The organism is Cellulomonas olei, assembly GCF_039548315.1.
In the GTDB taxonomy this organism is placed as follows: Bacteria; Actinomycetota; Actinomycetes; order Actinomycetales; family Cellulomonadaceae; genus Cellulomonas.
This window is the reverse complement of the sequence record NZ_JBCLVN010000018.1, coordinates 1-14,948: the sequence shown is the minus strand read 5'-3', so window position 1 is coordinate 14,948 and position 14,948 is coordinate 1. Positions and strand designations below refer to the sequence as shown.

Here is a 14,948-nt window from a genome sequence, read left to right as displayed (position 1 = left end):
GCGCGGTCCGAAGCCCGGAGGTCAGTGCCGGAACTGCGCGACGCGGGCCCGCAGGTCCTGCGCCATCCGTGCGAGGTCGGCGACCGACGCGCTCATCCCGCCGAGCACGGTCGAGCTCTCGCGGGCGCTGTCCGCGACGGCCGTGATCGTCGAGGCGATCTCACCGGACCCCGCCGCGGCGTCGCCGACGGAGCGCGACATCTCCGCCGTCGTGGCCGTCTGCTCCTCGACCGCCGACGCGATGGTGGTCTGGTAGTCGTCGATCCGGGCGATGACCTGGGCGATCTGCGCGATGGCGGCGACCGCGCCGTCCGTGTCCTGCTGGATCGCCTCGACCCGCCGGGCGATGTCCTCGGTGGCCTTGGCGGTCTCCTGCGCGAGCTCCTTGACCTCACCCGCCACGACCGCGAAGCCCTTGCCGGCCTCGCCGGCGCGGGCGGCCTCGATGGTCGCGTTGAGGGCCAGCAGGTTGGTCTGCTCCGCGATCGTCGTGATGACCTTCACGACGTTCCCGATCTCCTGCGACGACGCGCCGAGACGGCTGACCTGCGCGTTCGTCGCCGCGGCGGCGTCCGTGGCCTGCCCGGCGACCTTCGCGGCCTCCGCGGCGTTGCGTGCGATCTCGCGGATGGAGGAGCCCATCTGCTCCGCCCCCGCGGCCACCGACTGCACGTGGGTGTTCACCTGGGCGGCCGACGACGCGACGACACCGGCGCGCTCGGCCGTGCCGTCCGCCTCGGCCACGACCTGCTGCGCGGCCCCCGCGAGGGTGCCCGCCGCGTCGGCGACCGCTCGCGCGGTGTCGTCGATGCGGCTCACGGTCGTGCGCAGCGCCTCGGTCGCCCGGTCCAGCGCCTGCGCCGTACGGCCGATCTCGTCCGGCCCGTCGTCGTCCGTCCGCCCGGTCAGGTCGCCCGCGGCGATGGCCTGCGCGGCGCCTTGGAGCCGCTGCATCCGCCGGCTCAGCCGCCGCGCGACCACCACGGCGACGAGCGTGGGCACGATCGCGGCGACCGCCAGGGCCACGAACTCGATCCGCACGCTGAGGTCGCCCGCCGCGGTCGCGGCGTGCGAGGCGTCCCCGGCGAGCCCGCCCTGCAGCGTGATGAGGTCGTCGACCCGCTGCACGGCCTCCCGCGCGGCGGTCTCCGCGCCCTGGCTGGACGCCACCAGGCCGCTGAACGTGGTCAGGGCCGCCTGGACGCCCTCGACGGCGTCCGCCTGCTCGGCGGTCAGGTGCGGCAGCGCCGCGTACTCGTCCAGCGCAGCCGCCGCGGCGTCGAGCGCCGTCGCGCGGTCCGGCTCCAGCGACGAGGCGCGGAACGGGTCGCCGTTGCCGAGGGCGTCCTGCATGTCGGCCCCCAGCTGCTGCGCCCGGCCGAGCTCGGTCCGCACCTCGCTGGCCAGCACCATCCCCGCGACGTGGTCGGAGTACATCCGCTCCGTGCGGGCGGTGCTCTGCCAGAGCGTGAGGATCGACACCCAGCCGAGCAGCCCCGTCATCCCGACCGCCACCGAGACCGTCAGCAGGATCTTGCCGGTGAAGCCGAGCCCGCGCCGGTGGCCGCCCGCGGCTCGTGGCCCCCGCCGGTCCGGCGCGGTGGTGGGCGCGTGCGCCTCCCGCACGTCGGGCGTGTCCGGGCCACTGCCGGTCTCCTCGTCCGCCCCGGCCACCCGGTCGGTCGTCGTCGTCATCCCCGGCCTCTCCTCGTCGCACCGCAGGCGCCATCACCCGCGAGGGATGCACCACACCCCGTCGTCCTGGTCGCGCGGGTGAGAGGAGAACTGAGGAACCGCGACACGGCTCACCCGGTCGCCGCGTGCGCGGGTGCCCCGGGCGGGTGAGGCGCCGTGCGCGCGGGTGAACGGGGGGGGCGGGGCGCGCGGCAGCGTTGACCAGCGCCGTCGGTGCGGGAGGCGGGAGTCGAACCCGCACGCCCTCTCGGGCACCAGGACCTAAACCTGGCGTGGCTGCCGTTTCACCACTCCCGCGTCGGCCCGGTCACTCTGCCAGAGCGCCGGGCCGCGGCGTCAGTCGATGCCGAGGTCGCGGCGCAGCTTCGCGACGTGACCGGTCGCCTTGACGTTGTACCGGGCGAGCTCGACGACGCCCTGCGGGTCGACGACCACCGTCGAGCGGATGACGCCCGTGACCGTCTTGCCGTACAGGGTCTTCTCGCCCCACGCCCCCCAGGCCTCCAGCACCTGGCGGTCCGGGTCGGACGCCAGGGGGAACGTCAGCGACTCGGCCTCCGCGAAGCGGGCGAGCGCCTCGACGCCGTCCGGGGAGACGCCCACCACGCGGTAGCCGTGGGACTGCAGCGACGCGAGCGAGTCGCGGAAGTCGCAGGCCTGGGTGGTGCAGCCCGGCGTCCCGGCGGCGGGGTAGAAGTACACGACGACGTGCTCCCCGTGCAGGTCGGACAGCGTCACCGAGCCGCCGTCCGCGGTCGGGAGGGTGAAGTCGGGCGCGGTGTCGCCGGGGGCGAGGCGGGGCATGGTCGTCTCCTGCGTCTGCGGGCTGCCCGGGCGGGTGCCCGGCGCCGTCAGCGTACGACGCGCGCGGGGTACCGTCTGCCGGGTGAGTGCACAGCGTCCCGAGGCCGCCGCGGCCCGTCCCGAGCTGCCGATCCGCATGCTGAACGACCGCCTGCTCGTGCAGCTCGACGCCGACGCCTCGGAGCGCCGCTCGACTGCCGGCATCGTGATCCCCGCCACCGCCGCGGTGGGCAAGCGCCTGACGTGGGGCGCGGTGGTCGCGGTCGGGCAGCACGTGCGCCAGGTGGCGGTCGGGGACCGGGTGCTGTTCGACCCGGACGAGCGCGCGGAGGTCGAGCTGGAGGCGCGCACGTACCTGCTGCTCCGCGAGAAGGACGTGCACGCGGTGGCCGAGCCGCGCGGTGACGGCCAGGGGACCGGCCTGTACCTCTGAGCAGCGCGGACCCCGCCGTGGCGGCCCTGTTGCGCGGGCCCGAGGGGGGTGTTCCCATGGTCGTCTGGAGCGACCGGGGGAGAGGCCGTGGAGCACGACGAGGGGCGGCCGCAGGAGCAGCCGCAGGACCGCCGACCCGAGGACGGTGACGGGCCGGCCGAGCCGCCGGCGGTCACCGAGGACGCGGCGGGGACGGTGATGGAGCTGCTCGCCGAGCACGTGCCCCTGACCCTGCTCGCCGACCTCGCGGTGGCCGAGCCCCGCTCCGAGGCGATCCTGCGCGCCGAGGGGCTGCCCGAGGACGCGTGGTGGGTCGAGCCGCGCGCGGACGACGCCGGTGCGGGCGACGCCGGTGCGGGCGACGCAGCCGGGGACGAGCCGGGTGCCGGACCGGGCGCCGACGACGAGCTCCCGGTGGACCCGGACGCCGCGTCCGGCCCCCTGCCGGAGGGCCTGCGGCCGGCGTGAGCCCAGGTCAGCCGTGACGTGCACCACAACGGCCGCCCGGGGCGGGAGCGGATTCGCGTCCGGCGGCGGGGCGGTGCTAACGTTCTCAACCGCGCGCCATTAGCTCAATTGGCAGAGCAGCTGACTCTTAATCAGCGGGTTCGGGGTTCGAGTCCCTGATGGCGCACAGGAAGAGGCCCCGTCCGGTGAGATCCGGACGGGGCCTCCTGCATGTCCCCGCCGTGCTCACGGTTGCCGACGGCGGTTGCCGGTGGCGGGTGCCGCCGACCGGTTGCGGGGCCGGGCGCCGAGCCCGCCCTCGCGTCCGGCGTCCTGACATCCGGCGCCGGGCGTCGGGCGCGGGGCGCCGGCGTCCGGGACCGCCGCGCCGGCGTCCGAGACGGCCGCCCGGTTCGCCCACGGTGCGCCCCGTCCCGTCGCTACGCTGAGACGCACCCGGCGCGGGAGCGCTCCCACGCCGCTGACCTCGAAGGAGAGCGTCCGGTGCCGTCCACGACCCCGCCCACCCCTGCCCTCGCCGACCTGCTGGCGCGGGGAGGCCCCGTCCTCGACCGCCGGACCGTCCTGGGCCTGGGGGCCGCCGCGGGCGTCGCGCTGCTCGGTGCCTGCTCGGCCGGTCCGGGCCCGTCGCCGTCCGCCTCGCCCACCGCCTGGGCGCCCCCCGCGGAGCCGCTGCGGTTCCCCACCGGCTACACCTGGGGCGCCGCCACGTCCGCGTTCCAGGTCGAGGGCTCCACGACCGCCGACGGGCGCGGGCCGTCGGTCTGGGACACGTTCTGCGCGACGCCGGGCAAGGTGAAGGGCGGGGCGACGGGGGACCCGGGCGCCGACGTGTACCGGCGGTGGGCGGACGACATCCGGCTCATGTCCGAGCTCGGCATCGGGTCCTACCGGTTCTCGGTCGCGTGGCCGCGCATCCAGCCGACCGGGACGGGTGCGGTGAACCCGGCGGGGCTCGACTGGTACCGACGGTTCGTCGACGGCCTGGTCGACGCCGGCATCCGGCCCGCGATCACGCTGTTCCACTGGGACCTGCCGCAGGCCCTCCAGGACGCGGGCGGGTGGGCGCAGCGGGACACGGCCGCGCGGTTCGCGGACTACGCCGGGATCGTGGTCGACGCGCTCGGCGACGTGGACGCCGACTGGTTCACGATCAACGAGCCCAAGACGCACGCGTACGTCGGCCACTGGTACGGCGCGCAGGCGCCCGGCCTCCACGACCCCGCGACGGCGGTGGCGGCGGTGCACCACCAGCTGCTGGCGCACGGGCTGGCGGTCCGGCGGTTCCGGGAGAGCGGGGCGCGGGGCCGGATCGGGATCGCGCTGAACCTGCTGCCCGTGTACCCGCTGGAGGGCGCCGACGAGGCCGCGGCGCGGGTGGACGCCCGGGAGAACCGGCTGTTCCTCGACGCGGTGCTGCGGGGGTCCTACCCGCAGGACGCGATCGGGCCGGAGCCCGGTCAGGTCCCGGCCGACCCCGACGCGTTCGCCGCCCTCGTGCAGGACGGGGACCTCGAGGTGATCAGCACGCCGGCGGACCTGCTGGCCGTCCAGTACTACGGGGTCACCGGGGTGGGCGTCACCGGCGAGCAGGTCGAGATCCACCCGACGTCGGCGGCGACGTGGCAGCAGGTCTGGCCGGAGGGCCTGTACGACCTGCTGGTGCGGCTGCGGGACGAGTACCCCGCGATCCCCCTGCTGCTCACCGAGAACGGCATCCCCGACGAGTCGCCGGAGCTCACCACCGACGACCCGTACCGGACGGAGTACCTGCGCACCCACATGCAGCAGGCCGCGCGGGCGATCGCCGACGGGGTGCCGCTCGAGGCGCACTACGTCTGGTCGTTCCTCGACAACTTCGAGTGGGGGGAGGGGTACGAGCAGCGCTGGGGCATCGTGGGCGTCGACTTCGACACCCAGGAGCGCGTGCCCAAGGACAGCTTCCGGTTCTACCAGCGGGTCATCGCGGACAACGCGGTGGCACCGGGCTGAGCGCCGGCACCGGGGGCGAGGTCCCGGCCCGGGTCAGTCGGCGTCGGGGGTGCGCGCCCGCCCCGCGTGGGCCCGGACGTCGTCCGCGAGCTGCTGCGCCTGCGCGTGGACGAGCATCCGCAGCACGTCGTACCGGCGTGCCACCTCGGCGTCCGTGGCGTCGCCGTCGCGGGCGGCGACCCACTCGCGCTTCGCGGCGCGGACATCGGCATCGGTCACGTCGATCCGCCACTCGTCCCGTTCCATGGGACAAAGGTCCCACCACTCGGCGGCTCACCACAGGGGGACGGACGGGTTTCACCCGGGTGCATCCACCCGGAACCGTCACGTCACCCCATCGGCGGCCGACGCGCCCGGCCCGGGTCGACCTGCCGACCGGCGCGGACCGGGCCACGATGGAGCCGCACGCCGCGACCCGCTCTGCCTCGTCGCGGCGGCGGCACCCGCGGGCCGGCCACCTGCCGCGTCGCGGGCGACCCGACCGCGCACGCCAGGGAACGGAGCGAGCACATGACCGAGAGCCCCCAGGACCCCGGGACCGCAGGAGCCGGCGACACCACCGTCACGTACGACGTGGTCGTCATCGGCGCCGGAGCGGTCGGGGAGAACGCCGCGGACCGTGCCGGTCGGCTCGGGCTGACCGTCGCGGTCGTCGAGCACGAGCTCGTCGGCGGCGAGTGCTCCTACTGGGCGTGCATGCCGTCGAAGGCGCTCCTGCGCCCCGGTGCCGTCCTCGCGGCGGCGCGGGCGGTGCCCGGCGCCGCGGAGCTCGTGACCGGCACGCCCGACCCGGCGCAGGTGCTGGCCCGCCGCGACGTCTTCACCTCGCACTGGGACGACCACGGGCAGGTCGAGTGGCTGGACTCCGCGGGCATCGCGCTGGTGCGCGGCACCGCACGGTTCACCGGTCCGCGGGAGCTGCTCGTCGAGAGCGAGGAGGGAGACGTCCGGGTGATCGCCCGGCACGCCGTCGTCGTCGCCACCGGCAGCGAGCCGGTGATCCCTCCCGTCCCGGGTCTGGCGGAGTCCGCCCCCTGGACGTCGCGGGAGGCCACGGCCGTGCAGGACGTGCCCGAGCGGCTCGCGATCCTCGGGGGCGGCGTGGTGGGCGTGGAGATGGCGGTGGCGTACCGGGACCTCGGGGCCGCCGTGACGCTGCTGGTCCGCGGCGACCGGGTGCTCACCGGCGCGGAGCCGTTCGCGGCGGACGAGGTCGCGGCCGGTCTCCGCGACCTCGGCGTCGACCTGCGGCTCGGCACGGCGGTGACGGCGGTGCGCCGGGACGAGGACGGCGTGCACGTCGCCACCACCGGCCCGCAGGGCGAGGAGGAGGTGCACGCCGACGAGCTGCTGGTCGCGACCGGGCGCCGCCCGCGCACGGCGGACCTGGGGCTCGACGTCCTCGGGCTCGAGCCCGGCGCGCCGCTGGCCGTCGACGACGCGCTGGAGGTCACCGGGGTCGAGGGGGGCTGGCTGTTCGCGGTCGGGGACGTCACGGGACGCACCGCGACCACCCACCAGGGCAAGTACGACGCGCGCGTGGCGGGTGATGTGGTCGCCGCGCGGTTCTCCGACGGGCACGCGGACGCCGAGCGGGACGCCGGGCCGTGGACGCGCTACCGGGCCAGCGCGGACGCCGCCGCGGTGCCGCAGGTGGTGTTCACGCGCCCCGAGGTGGCGTGGGTCGGGCGGACCGAGCAGCAGGCGCGGGACGCGGGTCTGCGCGTCCGGGCCGTCTCGTACCCGATCGGCTCGGTGGCGGGCGCCTCCGTCGCGGCCGACGGCTACAGCGGGACCGCGCACCTGGTGCTCGACGAGGACCGCGGTGTCGTCGTGGGGGCCACGTTCACCGGGCCCGACGCGGCGGAGGTGCTGCACGCCGCGACGATCGCGGTCGTGGGGGAGGTGCCGCTCGACCGGCTCTGGCACGCTGTCCCGGCGTACCCCACCGTCAGCGAGCTGTGGCTGCGGCTGCTGGAGACCGCCGGTCTCTGAGCCGGCGACCCGCGCCGGACGCGCCGACGGCCCGGCAGGAGAACTCCTCCTGCCGGGCCGTCGGTCGCGAGCGGTCGGGCGACGCCGGGCGCGGTGCCCGCCGCCGCCCGCCCGCTGCGGTCAGCTCGCGAGCGAGCCGTCGCTGGACAGGACGAGGCCGATCGACGCCTCGCCCTGACGCACGGCGTCCCCGATGAGGCCGAAGTCGTACGAGCGGAACTCGCTGAAGCTCAGCCCGTACGTCTCCTCCAGGCCCGGCTGGCAGAACGGCCGCTCCGGGCACTCGGCAGGCCCGGCGAGCACGAGACCGCCGCCGCAGGCCGTCGCCAGGTCGGACAGCGTGGTCACGCCGTGCTCGTCGGCGAACGCGCTCGTCACGGCGAACGCGTTCTGGTCCTGGGCGGCGGAGACCGCCCCGAACGTCAGACCGGCGTCCGCACCCAGCGCGGTCAGGGCCTCGACGGTCGCGTCGGGGTCGGCGCTCGCGACCGGCTCGGCGTCCGGGCCGTTGGCCGAGGCGTTGAGGAACTCCGCGAGCGTCGCGGCGTACTCCGGGGTCAGCGTGATCTGGCCGCTCTCGAGCGCCGGCAGGTAGGTCTCCCGGTTCCCGATCGTCTGCACCTCGGCGGTGTAGCCGGCCGAGCGCAGCACCGCGGCGTAGATCTCGCCGAGCGTCGCGCTCTCGGAGAAGTTCGCGGCACCGACGACGACGCTCTTGCCGGCGCCCGCCGCGTCGTCGTCGGCCGCCAGGCCCTCGTCCTCGACGAACTGCGCGGCGGCCTCGGAGGAGGTCTGCCGGTCGATGTCGACGGCCTTGTTGAGGGCGATGAGCTTGTCGGTGTCGAGGGCCTCGGAGACGGTGTCGAGCAGCGGGACCAGGCCCGGGTCCGCCTCGGCGGCTGCCGCGTTCACGGCCGGGATCACGTTGTCGGCGTTCTGCAGGCCCTTGTCGTCCTCGAGCACGACGAGCTGGTCGCCCGCGACGGGCTCGCAGACCGCGCCGGACGCGTCGGAGCCGGAGGTGGGGTCGGCGCTGCCGCCGCCCGAGCCCGGGTCGCCGCAGGCGGCGACCAGGAGCAGGAGCCCGGCCGCCGCGGCCGGGAGCGTGGATCGGCGGAGGTTCATGTGCGTTCCTCTGTTCTCGGGATGGGGGCACACGGTCGGGGTCGCGGTCGTCCGGCGCCGTCGTCCGGCGTCGGGACCGCGGAGGGCGCGCGGAGCGCGCCGTTCATGGAACCGGTGAACACGGGCACCGGCAACCGCTGGGGGCGCCGGGCGGTCACGAGGGCCTCCCGGCGACGTGGCCGGCCACCCCGGCGGTGGACGCGCGGGCGGGGTCCGCCGCGCCCGTCGCTCCCGGGCCGGCGGTCGGGACCGGGTCGGCGGAGCCGGACGAGCCGCCCGACCCGTGCCCCCCGGAGCGACCCCGGGCCGCACGCCGCCGGGCGGAGGCGCGCATCGGCTCGGGCGTGGCGGCGTGCTGCGCGAGGGCCAGCACCCCCTCCACCAGCAGGCAGAGCCCGGCGACGAGCACCGCGCCCGCGACGACCTGGCCGTACCGCTGCAGCGCCATGCCCTCGACGATCACCGAACCGAGGCTGGTGCCGCCCACGAGCGCGGCCAGCGGGACGGTGGCGAGCACCTGGGTGGCGGCGGTGCGCAGCCCGGCCCCGACGAGCGGCAGCGCGAGCGGCAGCTCGACGAGGGCGAGCGAGCGGGCGCCCGACATGCCCATGCCGCGGGCGGCCTCGCGCACGTCCGCGTCGACCTCCATGAGCCCGGTGAAGGTGTTGGACAGGATGGGCGGGACGGCGAACACCGCGACGGCGAGGATCGTCGCGCCGGCGCCGAAGAGGCCGCTCGCGGCGAAGATCGTCAGCAGGGCGAACGTCGGCAGGGCGCGCGAGGTGTTGGCCAGCACGACGGTGAGGACCCCGCCGCGGCGCCGGTGGCCGAGCCAGACGCCCGCGGGCAGCGCGACGACGGCGGCCAGCAGCACGGCGAGCGCGCTGATCCGCAGGTGCTCCGCGGTCAGCGCCAGCACGCCCCGGCGCCCCGTCCAGTTCAGCGGGTCGTTGAGCCACGCGACCGCGTCCTGCAGCACGTCCACGCTCAGGCCTCCCGTCCGCGCGCCCACGGCGTCACCGCGCGCCCGATCAGCCACAGCACGAGGTCGAGCACCAGCGCCAGCGCGAGGCACAGCAGCGTCGCCGTGAGGATCTCCGCGTGGTACTTGTTGTTGCGGAAGCCCCGGAACATGAGGTTGCCGAGCCCGCCGTAGCCGACGACCACGCCGACCGTGACGAGCGCCACGGTGGTCACCGTCGCGAGCCGGATCCCGGTGGCGATCGCGGGGAGGGCGTTGGGCAGCTCGACGGTCAGCAGCAGGCGCAGCCGCCCGTAGCCGAGGCCGCGCGCCGCGTCGCGGACGCTGTCGTCCACGCCGGCGAGCCCCACCAGCACGTTGCGCACGAGCACCAGCAGCGCGTACAGCACGAGGCCGACGAGCACCGGGGTGCGGCCGATCCCGGTCCACGGCACCAGCACCGTGAACAGGGCGAGCGACGGGATCGTGTAGAGCACGCCGGTGGTGCCGACGACCGGTGCGGCGAGCCGCGGGCGCAGGTGGGCGAGCATCCCGAGCGGCAGGGCGATGAGGCACGCGATGAGCACCGCCTGCACGGTGAGGCCGGCGTGCTGCTCGAGCGCCCGGCTGATGTCGCCCCAGTTGCGCTGCACGTACTCCCACGACAGCCACGGGTTCGCAGCCGGGTCGCCCGCGGCGGCGGCGCGCGCCACGGTGGTGGCCGTCGGGTGTCCAGTCACCTGCGTGACGCTACCCGGGAGGTCCGACACGCGCGGCCCGGGACGCCACCCCGGTGGGCGGCGGCGCCGGGGACGGTGTCGCCGGGGGAGGGCTCCGCGCGGCGGCTGTCGGCGGGCCCGGATAGCGTGGTGCGCATGGCGACGGCGATCGGGTTCGAGCACGTGCGCAAGGAGTACCCGGACGGCACGGTGGCCGTCGGGGACCTCTCGCTGGAGGTGCGCGAGCACGAGCTCCTCGCGCTCGTCGGGCCCTCGGGCTGCGGCAAGTCCACGACGCTGCGGATGGCGAACCGCCTGGTGGAGCCGTCCTCGGGCCGCATCCTGCTCGACGGCGAGGACGTCACCGACGTCGACGCGGTGGGCCTGCGCCGCCGCATCGGCTACGTCATCCAGAACGTCGGGCTGTTCCCGCACCGCACGGTCGCGCAGAACGTCGGCACCGTCCCGCGCCTGCTCGGGTGGGACCGCGCGCGCACCCGCGCGCGCACGGCGGAGCTGCTCGAGCTCGTCGGGCTGGAGCCCGGCCGGTACGCGCGCCGCTACCCGCACGAGCTGTCCGGCGGGGAGCGGCAGCGCGTCGGCGTCGCGCGGGCGCTGGCGACGGATCCGCCGGTGCTCCTCATGGACGAGCCGTTCGGGGCGGTCGACCCGGTGGGCAGGCGCCGGCTCCAGACGGAGTTCCGCCGCATCCAGCAGGAGCTCGGCACGACCGTGATGCTCGTCACGCACGACGTCGACGAGGCGGTGCGGCTCGCCGACCGGGTGGCGGTCCTCAGCCGCGGGGGGCGCCTGGAGCAGCTCTCCGACCCCGTGCGCCTGCTCGCCGCGCCCGCGTCCGCCGCCGTGGCGGACCTCGTGGGTACCGGTGCGGCGGTCCGTCTGCTGTCGCTCGGGACGGTCGAGCGGCGTGACGTCCGGCCGCTGCACGGGTCGGCGGAGGGCACCGGGACCGGTGCCCCGTCCGTCCGGCTCGGCGACCCCCTGGACGCCGCGTTCGCCGCGCTGGCGGCGGAGCCGTCCGGGCGCGTCCCGGTCCACGCGCCGGACGGCGGCGGCGCCGTCGGGGAGCTGGACGCCGCGGGGCTGCTCGCCGCGCTGCACCGCCTGGTGGACGACGCGCAGGAGCGCGCGACCGGCACGGTCGAACCGGAGCCGTCCGCAGGGGTGCGTGGGTAGTCTGCCGAGGGTGAGCACACGGATCGCCCTGGCCACCTGCGCCGCCCTGCCGGACCTCGACCCGGACGACGCGCCGCTGGTCGCCGCGCTCCGGGAGCGCGGCCTCGAGGTCGAGTCGCCCGTCTGGAACGCCGCCGACGTCGACTGGTCGTCGTACGACGCCGTCGTCGTCCGCTCGACGTGGGACTACACCGAGCGCCCGCGGGACTTCCGCTGGTGGGCGCAGCGCGTCAGCCAGTCCTCCCGCCTCATCAACCCCGCGCAGGTGCTGACCTGGAACATCGACAAGATCTACCAGCGCGCGATGGAGGCGGCGGGCCTGCCGATCGTCCCGACCATCTGGATGGACCCGGCGCGCAACTTCGACGCCCGCGCGATCCACACCCGGTTCCCGGCGTTCGGCGAGTTCGTCATCAAGCCGACCATCAGCGCCGGCTCCCGCGACACGGGGCGGTACGACGCCAGCCAGACGCCGTCGCGGGCCCTGGCGATCCAGCACGTGAAGCACCTGCTGGACGCCGGGCGCCACGTCATGGTGCAGCGGTACCTCAAGCAGGTCGACACGGTGGGGGAGACCGCCCTCGTGTACTTCGACGGCGAGCTCAGCCACGCCGTGCGCAAGGCGCCGCTGCTGGAGGGCCCGTACCGCGAGGGCGACACGGACGGCGTGCTGTACAAGGAGGAGGTCATGGCGCCCCGCGAGGCCTCCGAGGCGGAGCTGGCGCTGGGCCGGCGCGTCGTCGACGCGCTGCCCGAGCTGGTGCCGGGCGTGGAGCAGCCCCTGGCCTACACCCGCGTCGACCTCATCCCCGACGACCAGGGGAACCCCGTGGTGCTGGAGCTGGAGCTCATCGAGCCCTCGTTCTTCTTCGCGCAGGCGCCCGAGGCCGTGCAGCGGTTCGTGGACGCGGTGGTCCGGCGGCTCTAGGCGCGCGGCACCGGGCGTCCGCCCGGCCCGAGCGCGGCGTCAGGCCGGGTCGGGAGCCGGCTCCGGCGCCGGCTCCGCAGCGACCGCGGACGCCGTCGGGCGCGCCACCCGGACCAGCGCGACGACGAGCCCGGCGCCGCAGACCGGGACCGCCGCGAGCACGAGCACCGTGAGGGCCGGCGGCAGCGGGGACCAGGCCCCGAGCGCGGCGAGCCGTCCGAGGAGCCCGCTGCCGGCCCAGTGGAAGTCCAGCACCTTCAGCATGGCGGACCCGGTGAACGCGAGCGCGGCGCAGCCGAGCACCACCGGCAGGCGGGAGACCCACGTCCGGGGCAGCAGCGCGGTCGCGCCGAGCGCCGCCGCGACGGCCATCCCGGTGAGGGTCGGGAACAGGTACCGGCCCTGGAGCCCGCGCGGGGCACCGGTCGCCAGGTACAGCGTCCAGGTGGACTGCAGGAGGATGAGCACGTTCAGCACGAACGGCGTCACCAGGAGCCACCCGTCGACCCGCCGGGCGTCCCACGTGCGACGGCGCACCAGGACGACCGCGACGGCGGCGAGCGCGAGCACGCTGAGCGTCGTCGTGAACCACAGCGGGTAGGGCTGGACCGAGGCCTCGGAGACGCTCGCGGCGTCGCCGGGCTTGATCGACAGGGCCGCCCAGAACCGGGAGACCATGAGGACGAACGCGTCGTGCGCGTAGCGCGGCCACGCCTCCGCGGCCTCCAGCGGTTCCGCGAGGCGCCGGAGGTGGCCGGCGGGCTGGAGCGTGCCGTACCGCAGGAGGTTCGCGATCCACCACCACCCGCCGAGCGCGGCCGTGGCCCCGGCCGTGACCAGCGCGGCGGCGGCGCGTCCGGGGGACCGGGTGCGCCGCCACCCGATGACGTACGCCAGCACGACGACCGGCACGAACAGCAGGGCCCACGCCTTGGTGAGCAGGCCCACGGCGAGGGCCAGCCCCGTCCAGACGGCGGTGCGCAGGCGCAGGTCGCCCCGGGAGGCGAGCACCGCTCCGAGCGTCACGGTGGCGCAGGTCGCCACGAGCAGGTTGTCGTTGTTGACGGCCGCACCCAGCGCGCCGAGCTGCGGGACGGCGAGCGGGGCGAGGGCGGCGGTCACGATCACGGCCCGGTTGCGGGTCAGCGCCCGGGCGGTGGCGGCGGCGAGCAGGGGCAGCGGGGTCAGCGCGAGGACGTTGAGCAGCCGCAGGACCCAGACCTCGAGGTCGTACGGCGTCGAGTCGGGCAGCGCGGCGGTGACGACGCCGAGCAGCACGTAGTAGCCCGGTGGGTGCTGCCCCATGTTGCTGAGCTCGGGCCCGAACCCCGGCGGGGCGAGCTCGTCGAACGACGGGCGGTCCGCGCGCGGCACCGCGTCGCCCCGGAGCAGCGCGGGATAGCCGTCGCGCCGGGCCAGCTCCTCGGCGGCGTCCGTCTGCGCCCAGGCGTAGAGCTCCTTGAACCCCGGCCACTCCCGCGTCTGCTCCCAGGCGAGGGACGCGCCCACGTGGCTCGGTTCGTCGGCCGACCGGAACGTCGGCAGCAGCACCGACCAGCACAGCAGCACGGCGAACCAGGTCGCGGTGACCGCCCACACGGCGCGGGGGAGCGGCTCCGGGCGGGCCGGGGGTCGCCGCTCGGCCTCCCGTCGCGCGCGACGGCCGACGGGCGCAGGGAGCTCGTCCTGCTGCGCCACGGTCACGTGCACGTCCTGTCTGGAGGGCGGGACCGCCGGCGGCGGGCGATCCGCGACGGACAGGGCGGCAGGCCGACGGCCTGCACGGTGGGGTGGCTAACGGGACTTGAACCCGCGACCCCCTGGACCACAACCAGGTGCTCTACCTACTGAGCTATAGCCACCATGCGGCCCCGGTTTCGCAGGGCCGACGAGAAGTGTACCGGTTCCCGCGGGGTCCTCAGGACGAGGACGTCGAGGCGCGGTGAGCGGCGGCCACGGAGGTCGCCTCGATGCGGGCGGCGACGGCCTTGGCGGCCTTCGAGTCGGGCCCCGGCTGCGGCACGAGCAGCGCCTCCCGGTAGTAGCGCAGCTCGTCCACGGACTCGAGGATGTCGGCCAGCGCCCGGTGCCCGCCGTGCTTCTGCGGCGAGGCGAAGTACACGCGCGGGTACCAGCGGCGGGCGAGCTCCTTGATCGACGACACGTCGACGACCCGGTAGTGCAGGTGCGCCACGAGCTCCGGCATGTCGCGGTCGAGGAACACCTTGTCGGTGCCGACGGAGTTGCCGGCCAACGGGGCCTTGCCCGGCTCCGGCACCCACTCGCGCACGTACGCGAGCACCTGCTCCTGCGCGTCCGCGAGGGTGGTACCGGTCGCGAGCGCGTCCAGCAGGCCGGAGGTCGTGTGCATCGTCCGGACGAAGTCGCCCATCTGCGCGAGCGCCTCCGGCGGCGGGGCGATGACCACGTCGACGCCCTCGCCGAGGACGTTGAGCTCGGAGTCCGTGACGACCGCGGCGACCTCGACGAGCGCGTCCGCCACGGAGTCGAGCCCGGTCATCTCGCAGTCGATCCACACGATGCGGTCGGCGCTGCCGTTGCCGTTGCTGAGGGTGCTCACCCGCCCAGGGTACGGGCGGGCCCGCCGGACGGAGGTCCGGCGGGCCCGCC

14 protein-coding genes and 3 tRNA genes are annotated in these 14,948 nt (G+C 75.9%); 7 read left to right on the top strand and 10 right to left on the bottom strand.

Annotated elements, in window-relative coordinates:
• Positions 1–21: 21 nt before the first annotated feature.
• From AAHH18_RS07505 to bcp, 3 genes are all read right to left on the bottom strand, one after another.
• The gene (locus AAHH18_RS07505) at positions 22–1,695 is read right to left on the bottom strand and encodes a methyl-accepting chemotaxis protein (RefSeq protein WP_343301179.1); all 1,674 of its coding nucleotides are present in this window, start codon (positions 1,693–1,695) and stop codon (positions 22–24) included.
• A 214-nt stretch (positions 1,696–1,909) separates the two neighbouring features.
• A tRNA-Leu gene (locus tag AAHH18_RS07500) sits at positions 1,910–1,992 on the bottom strand.
• Between the two features lie 39 nt (positions 1,993–2,031).
• Entirely contained in the window at positions 2,032–2,499 is a 468-nt protein-coding gene (bcp, locus tag AAHH18_RS07495) for a thioredoxin-dependent thiol peroxidase (RefSeq protein ID WP_343301178.1), read from the bottom strand.
• Positions 2,500–2,635: 136 nt separating this feature from the next.
• Between bcp and AAHH18_RS07490 the strand changes: the two genes are divergently transcribed.
• The 4 genes from AAHH18_RS07490 (at position 2,636) to AAHH18_RS07475 (ending at position 5,392) form a co-directional block, all read left to right on the top strand.
• A complete protein-coding gene (locus AAHH18_RS07490) occupies positions 2,636–2,932 on the top strand; it encodes a GroES family chaperonin (protein ID WP_255596302.1) in 297 nt (98 codons plus the stop codon).
• A gap of 87 nt (positions 2,933–3,019) precedes the next feature.
• The gene (locus AAHH18_RS07485) at positions 3,020–3,400 is read left to right on the top strand and encodes a hypothetical protein (RefSeq protein WP_343301177.1); all 381 of its coding nucleotides are present in this window, start codon (positions 3,020–3,022) and stop codon (positions 3,398–3,400) included.
• A gap of 93 nt (positions 3,401–3,493) precedes the next feature.
• A tRNA-Lys gene (locus AAHH18_RS07480) sits at positions 3,494–3,566 on the top strand.
• Between the two features lie 317 nt (positions 3,567–3,883).
• Positions 3,884–5,392 carry a GH1 family beta-glucosidase gene (locus AAHH18_RS07475; protein ID WP_343301176.1) on the top strand — a complete coding sequence of 503 codons (1,509 nt, stop codon included), beginning with the start codon at positions 3,884–3,886 and terminating at the stop codon, positions 5,390–5,392.
• Positions 5,393–5,425: 33 nt separating this feature from the next.
• Here the strand turns inward: AAHH18_RS07475 and AAHH18_RS07470 are convergent, their stop codons facing one another.
• Positions 5,426–5,638, bottom strand: coding sequence for a hypothetical protein (locus tag AAHH18_RS07470; protein ID WP_343301175.1), 213 nt, complete (start codon positions 5,636–5,638; stop codon positions 5,426–5,428).
• A gap of 264 nt (positions 5,639–5,902) precedes the next feature.
• Between AAHH18_RS07470 and AAHH18_RS07465 the strand changes: the two genes are divergently transcribed.
• Entirely contained in the window at positions 5,903–7,387 is a 1,485-nt protein-coding gene (locus AAHH18_RS07465; RefSeq protein ID WP_343301174.1) for a dihydrolipoyl dehydrogenase family protein, read from the top strand.
• Between the two features lie 120 nt (positions 7,388–7,507).
• Here the strand turns inward: AAHH18_RS07465 and AAHH18_RS07460 are convergent, their stop codons facing one another.
• The 3 genes from AAHH18_RS07460 to AAHH18_RS07450 all read right to left on the bottom strand — a co-directional run bounded on the left by AAHH18_RS07460 (position 7,508) and on the right by AAHH18_RS07450 (position 10,213).
• Positions 7,508–8,512, bottom strand: coding sequence for a glycine betaine ABC transporter substrate-binding protein (locus AAHH18_RS07460; protein ID WP_343301173.1), 1,005 nt, complete (start codon positions 8,510–8,512; stop codon positions 7,508–7,510).
• Between the two features lie 154 nt (positions 8,513–8,666).
• Positions 8,667–9,497: an ABC transporter permease gene (locus AAHH18_RS07455; RefSeq protein WP_343301172.1), complete on the bottom strand. Its 831-nt coding sequence runs from the start codon at positions 9,495–9,497 to the stop codon at positions 8,667–8,669.
• 2 nt (positions 9,498–9,499) lie between these two features.
• Complete coding sequence (locus tag AAHH18_RS07450) at positions 9,500–10,213, bottom strand: ABC transporter permease (RefSeq protein WP_343301171.1); 714 nt, start codon at positions 10,211–10,213, stop codon at positions 9,500–9,502.
• A 135-nt stretch (positions 10,214–10,348) separates the two neighbouring features.
• Between AAHH18_RS07450 and AAHH18_RS07445 the strand changes: the two genes are divergently transcribed.
• Positions 10,349–11,389 (top strand): ABC transporter ATP-binding protein, encoded by a 1,041-nt coding sequence (locus tag AAHH18_RS07445; RefSeq protein ID WP_283320824.1) that lies wholly within the window; start codon positions 10,349–10,351, stop codon positions 11,387–11,389.
• Between the two features lie 10 nt (positions 11,390–11,399).
• Positions 11,400–12,317, top strand: coding sequence for an ATP-grasp domain-containing protein (locus tag AAHH18_RS07440; protein WP_343301170.1), 918 nt, complete (start codon positions 11,400–11,402; stop codon positions 12,315–12,317).
• A gap of 39 nt (positions 12,318–12,356) precedes the next feature.
• Here the strand turns inward: AAHH18_RS07440 and AAHH18_RS07435 are convergent, their stop codons facing one another.
• The 3 genes from AAHH18_RS07435 to orn form a co-directional block, all read right to left on the bottom strand.
• Positions 12,357–14,021, bottom strand: a complete 1,665-nt coding sequence (locus tag AAHH18_RS07435) for a glycosyltransferase family 39 protein (RefSeq protein ID WP_343301169.1) — start codon at positions 14,019–14,021, stop codon at positions 12,357–12,359.
• A gap of 82 nt (positions 14,022–14,103) precedes the next feature.
• Positions 14,104–14,179, bottom strand: a tRNA-His gene (locus tag AAHH18_RS07430).
• 56 nt (positions 14,180–14,235) lie between these two features.
• The gene (orn, locus tag AAHH18_RS07425; protein ID WP_283320822.1) at positions 14,236–14,898 is read right to left on the bottom strand and encodes an oligoribonuclease; all 663 of its coding nucleotides are present in this window, start codon (positions 14,896–14,898) and stop codon (positions 14,236–14,238) included.
• Positions 14,899–14,948 lie beyond the last annotated feature (50 nt).

Coding starts and splice junctions, on each gene's coding strand:
- AAHH18_RS07505 (WP_343301179.1), bottom strand. CDS start 1,695: ATGACGACGACGACCGACCGGGTGGCCGGGGCGGACGAGGAGACCGGC.
- bcp (WP_343301178.1), bottom strand. CDS start 2,499: ATGCCCCGCCTCGCCCCCGGCGACACCGCGCCCGACTTCACCCTCCCG.
- AAHH18_RS07490 (WP_255596302.1), top strand. CDS start 2,636: ATGCTGAACGACCGCCTGCTCGTGCAGCTCGACGCCGACGCCTCGGAG.
- AAHH18_RS07470 (WP_343301175.1), bottom strand. CDS start 5,638: ATGGAACGGGACGAGTGGCGGATCGACGTGACCGATGCCGATGTCCGC.
- AAHH18_RS07465 (WP_343301174.1), top strand. CDS start 5,903: ATGACCGAGAGCCCCCAGGACCCCGGGACCGCAGGAGCCGGCGACACC.
- AAHH18_RS07460 (WP_343301173.1), bottom strand. CDS start 8,512: ATGAACCTCCGCCGATCCACGCTCCCGGCCGCGGCGGCCGGGCTCCTG.
- AAHH18_RS07445 (WP_283320824.1), top strand. CDS start 10,349: ATGGCGACGGCGATCGGGTTCGAGCACGTGCGCAAGGAGTACCCGGAC.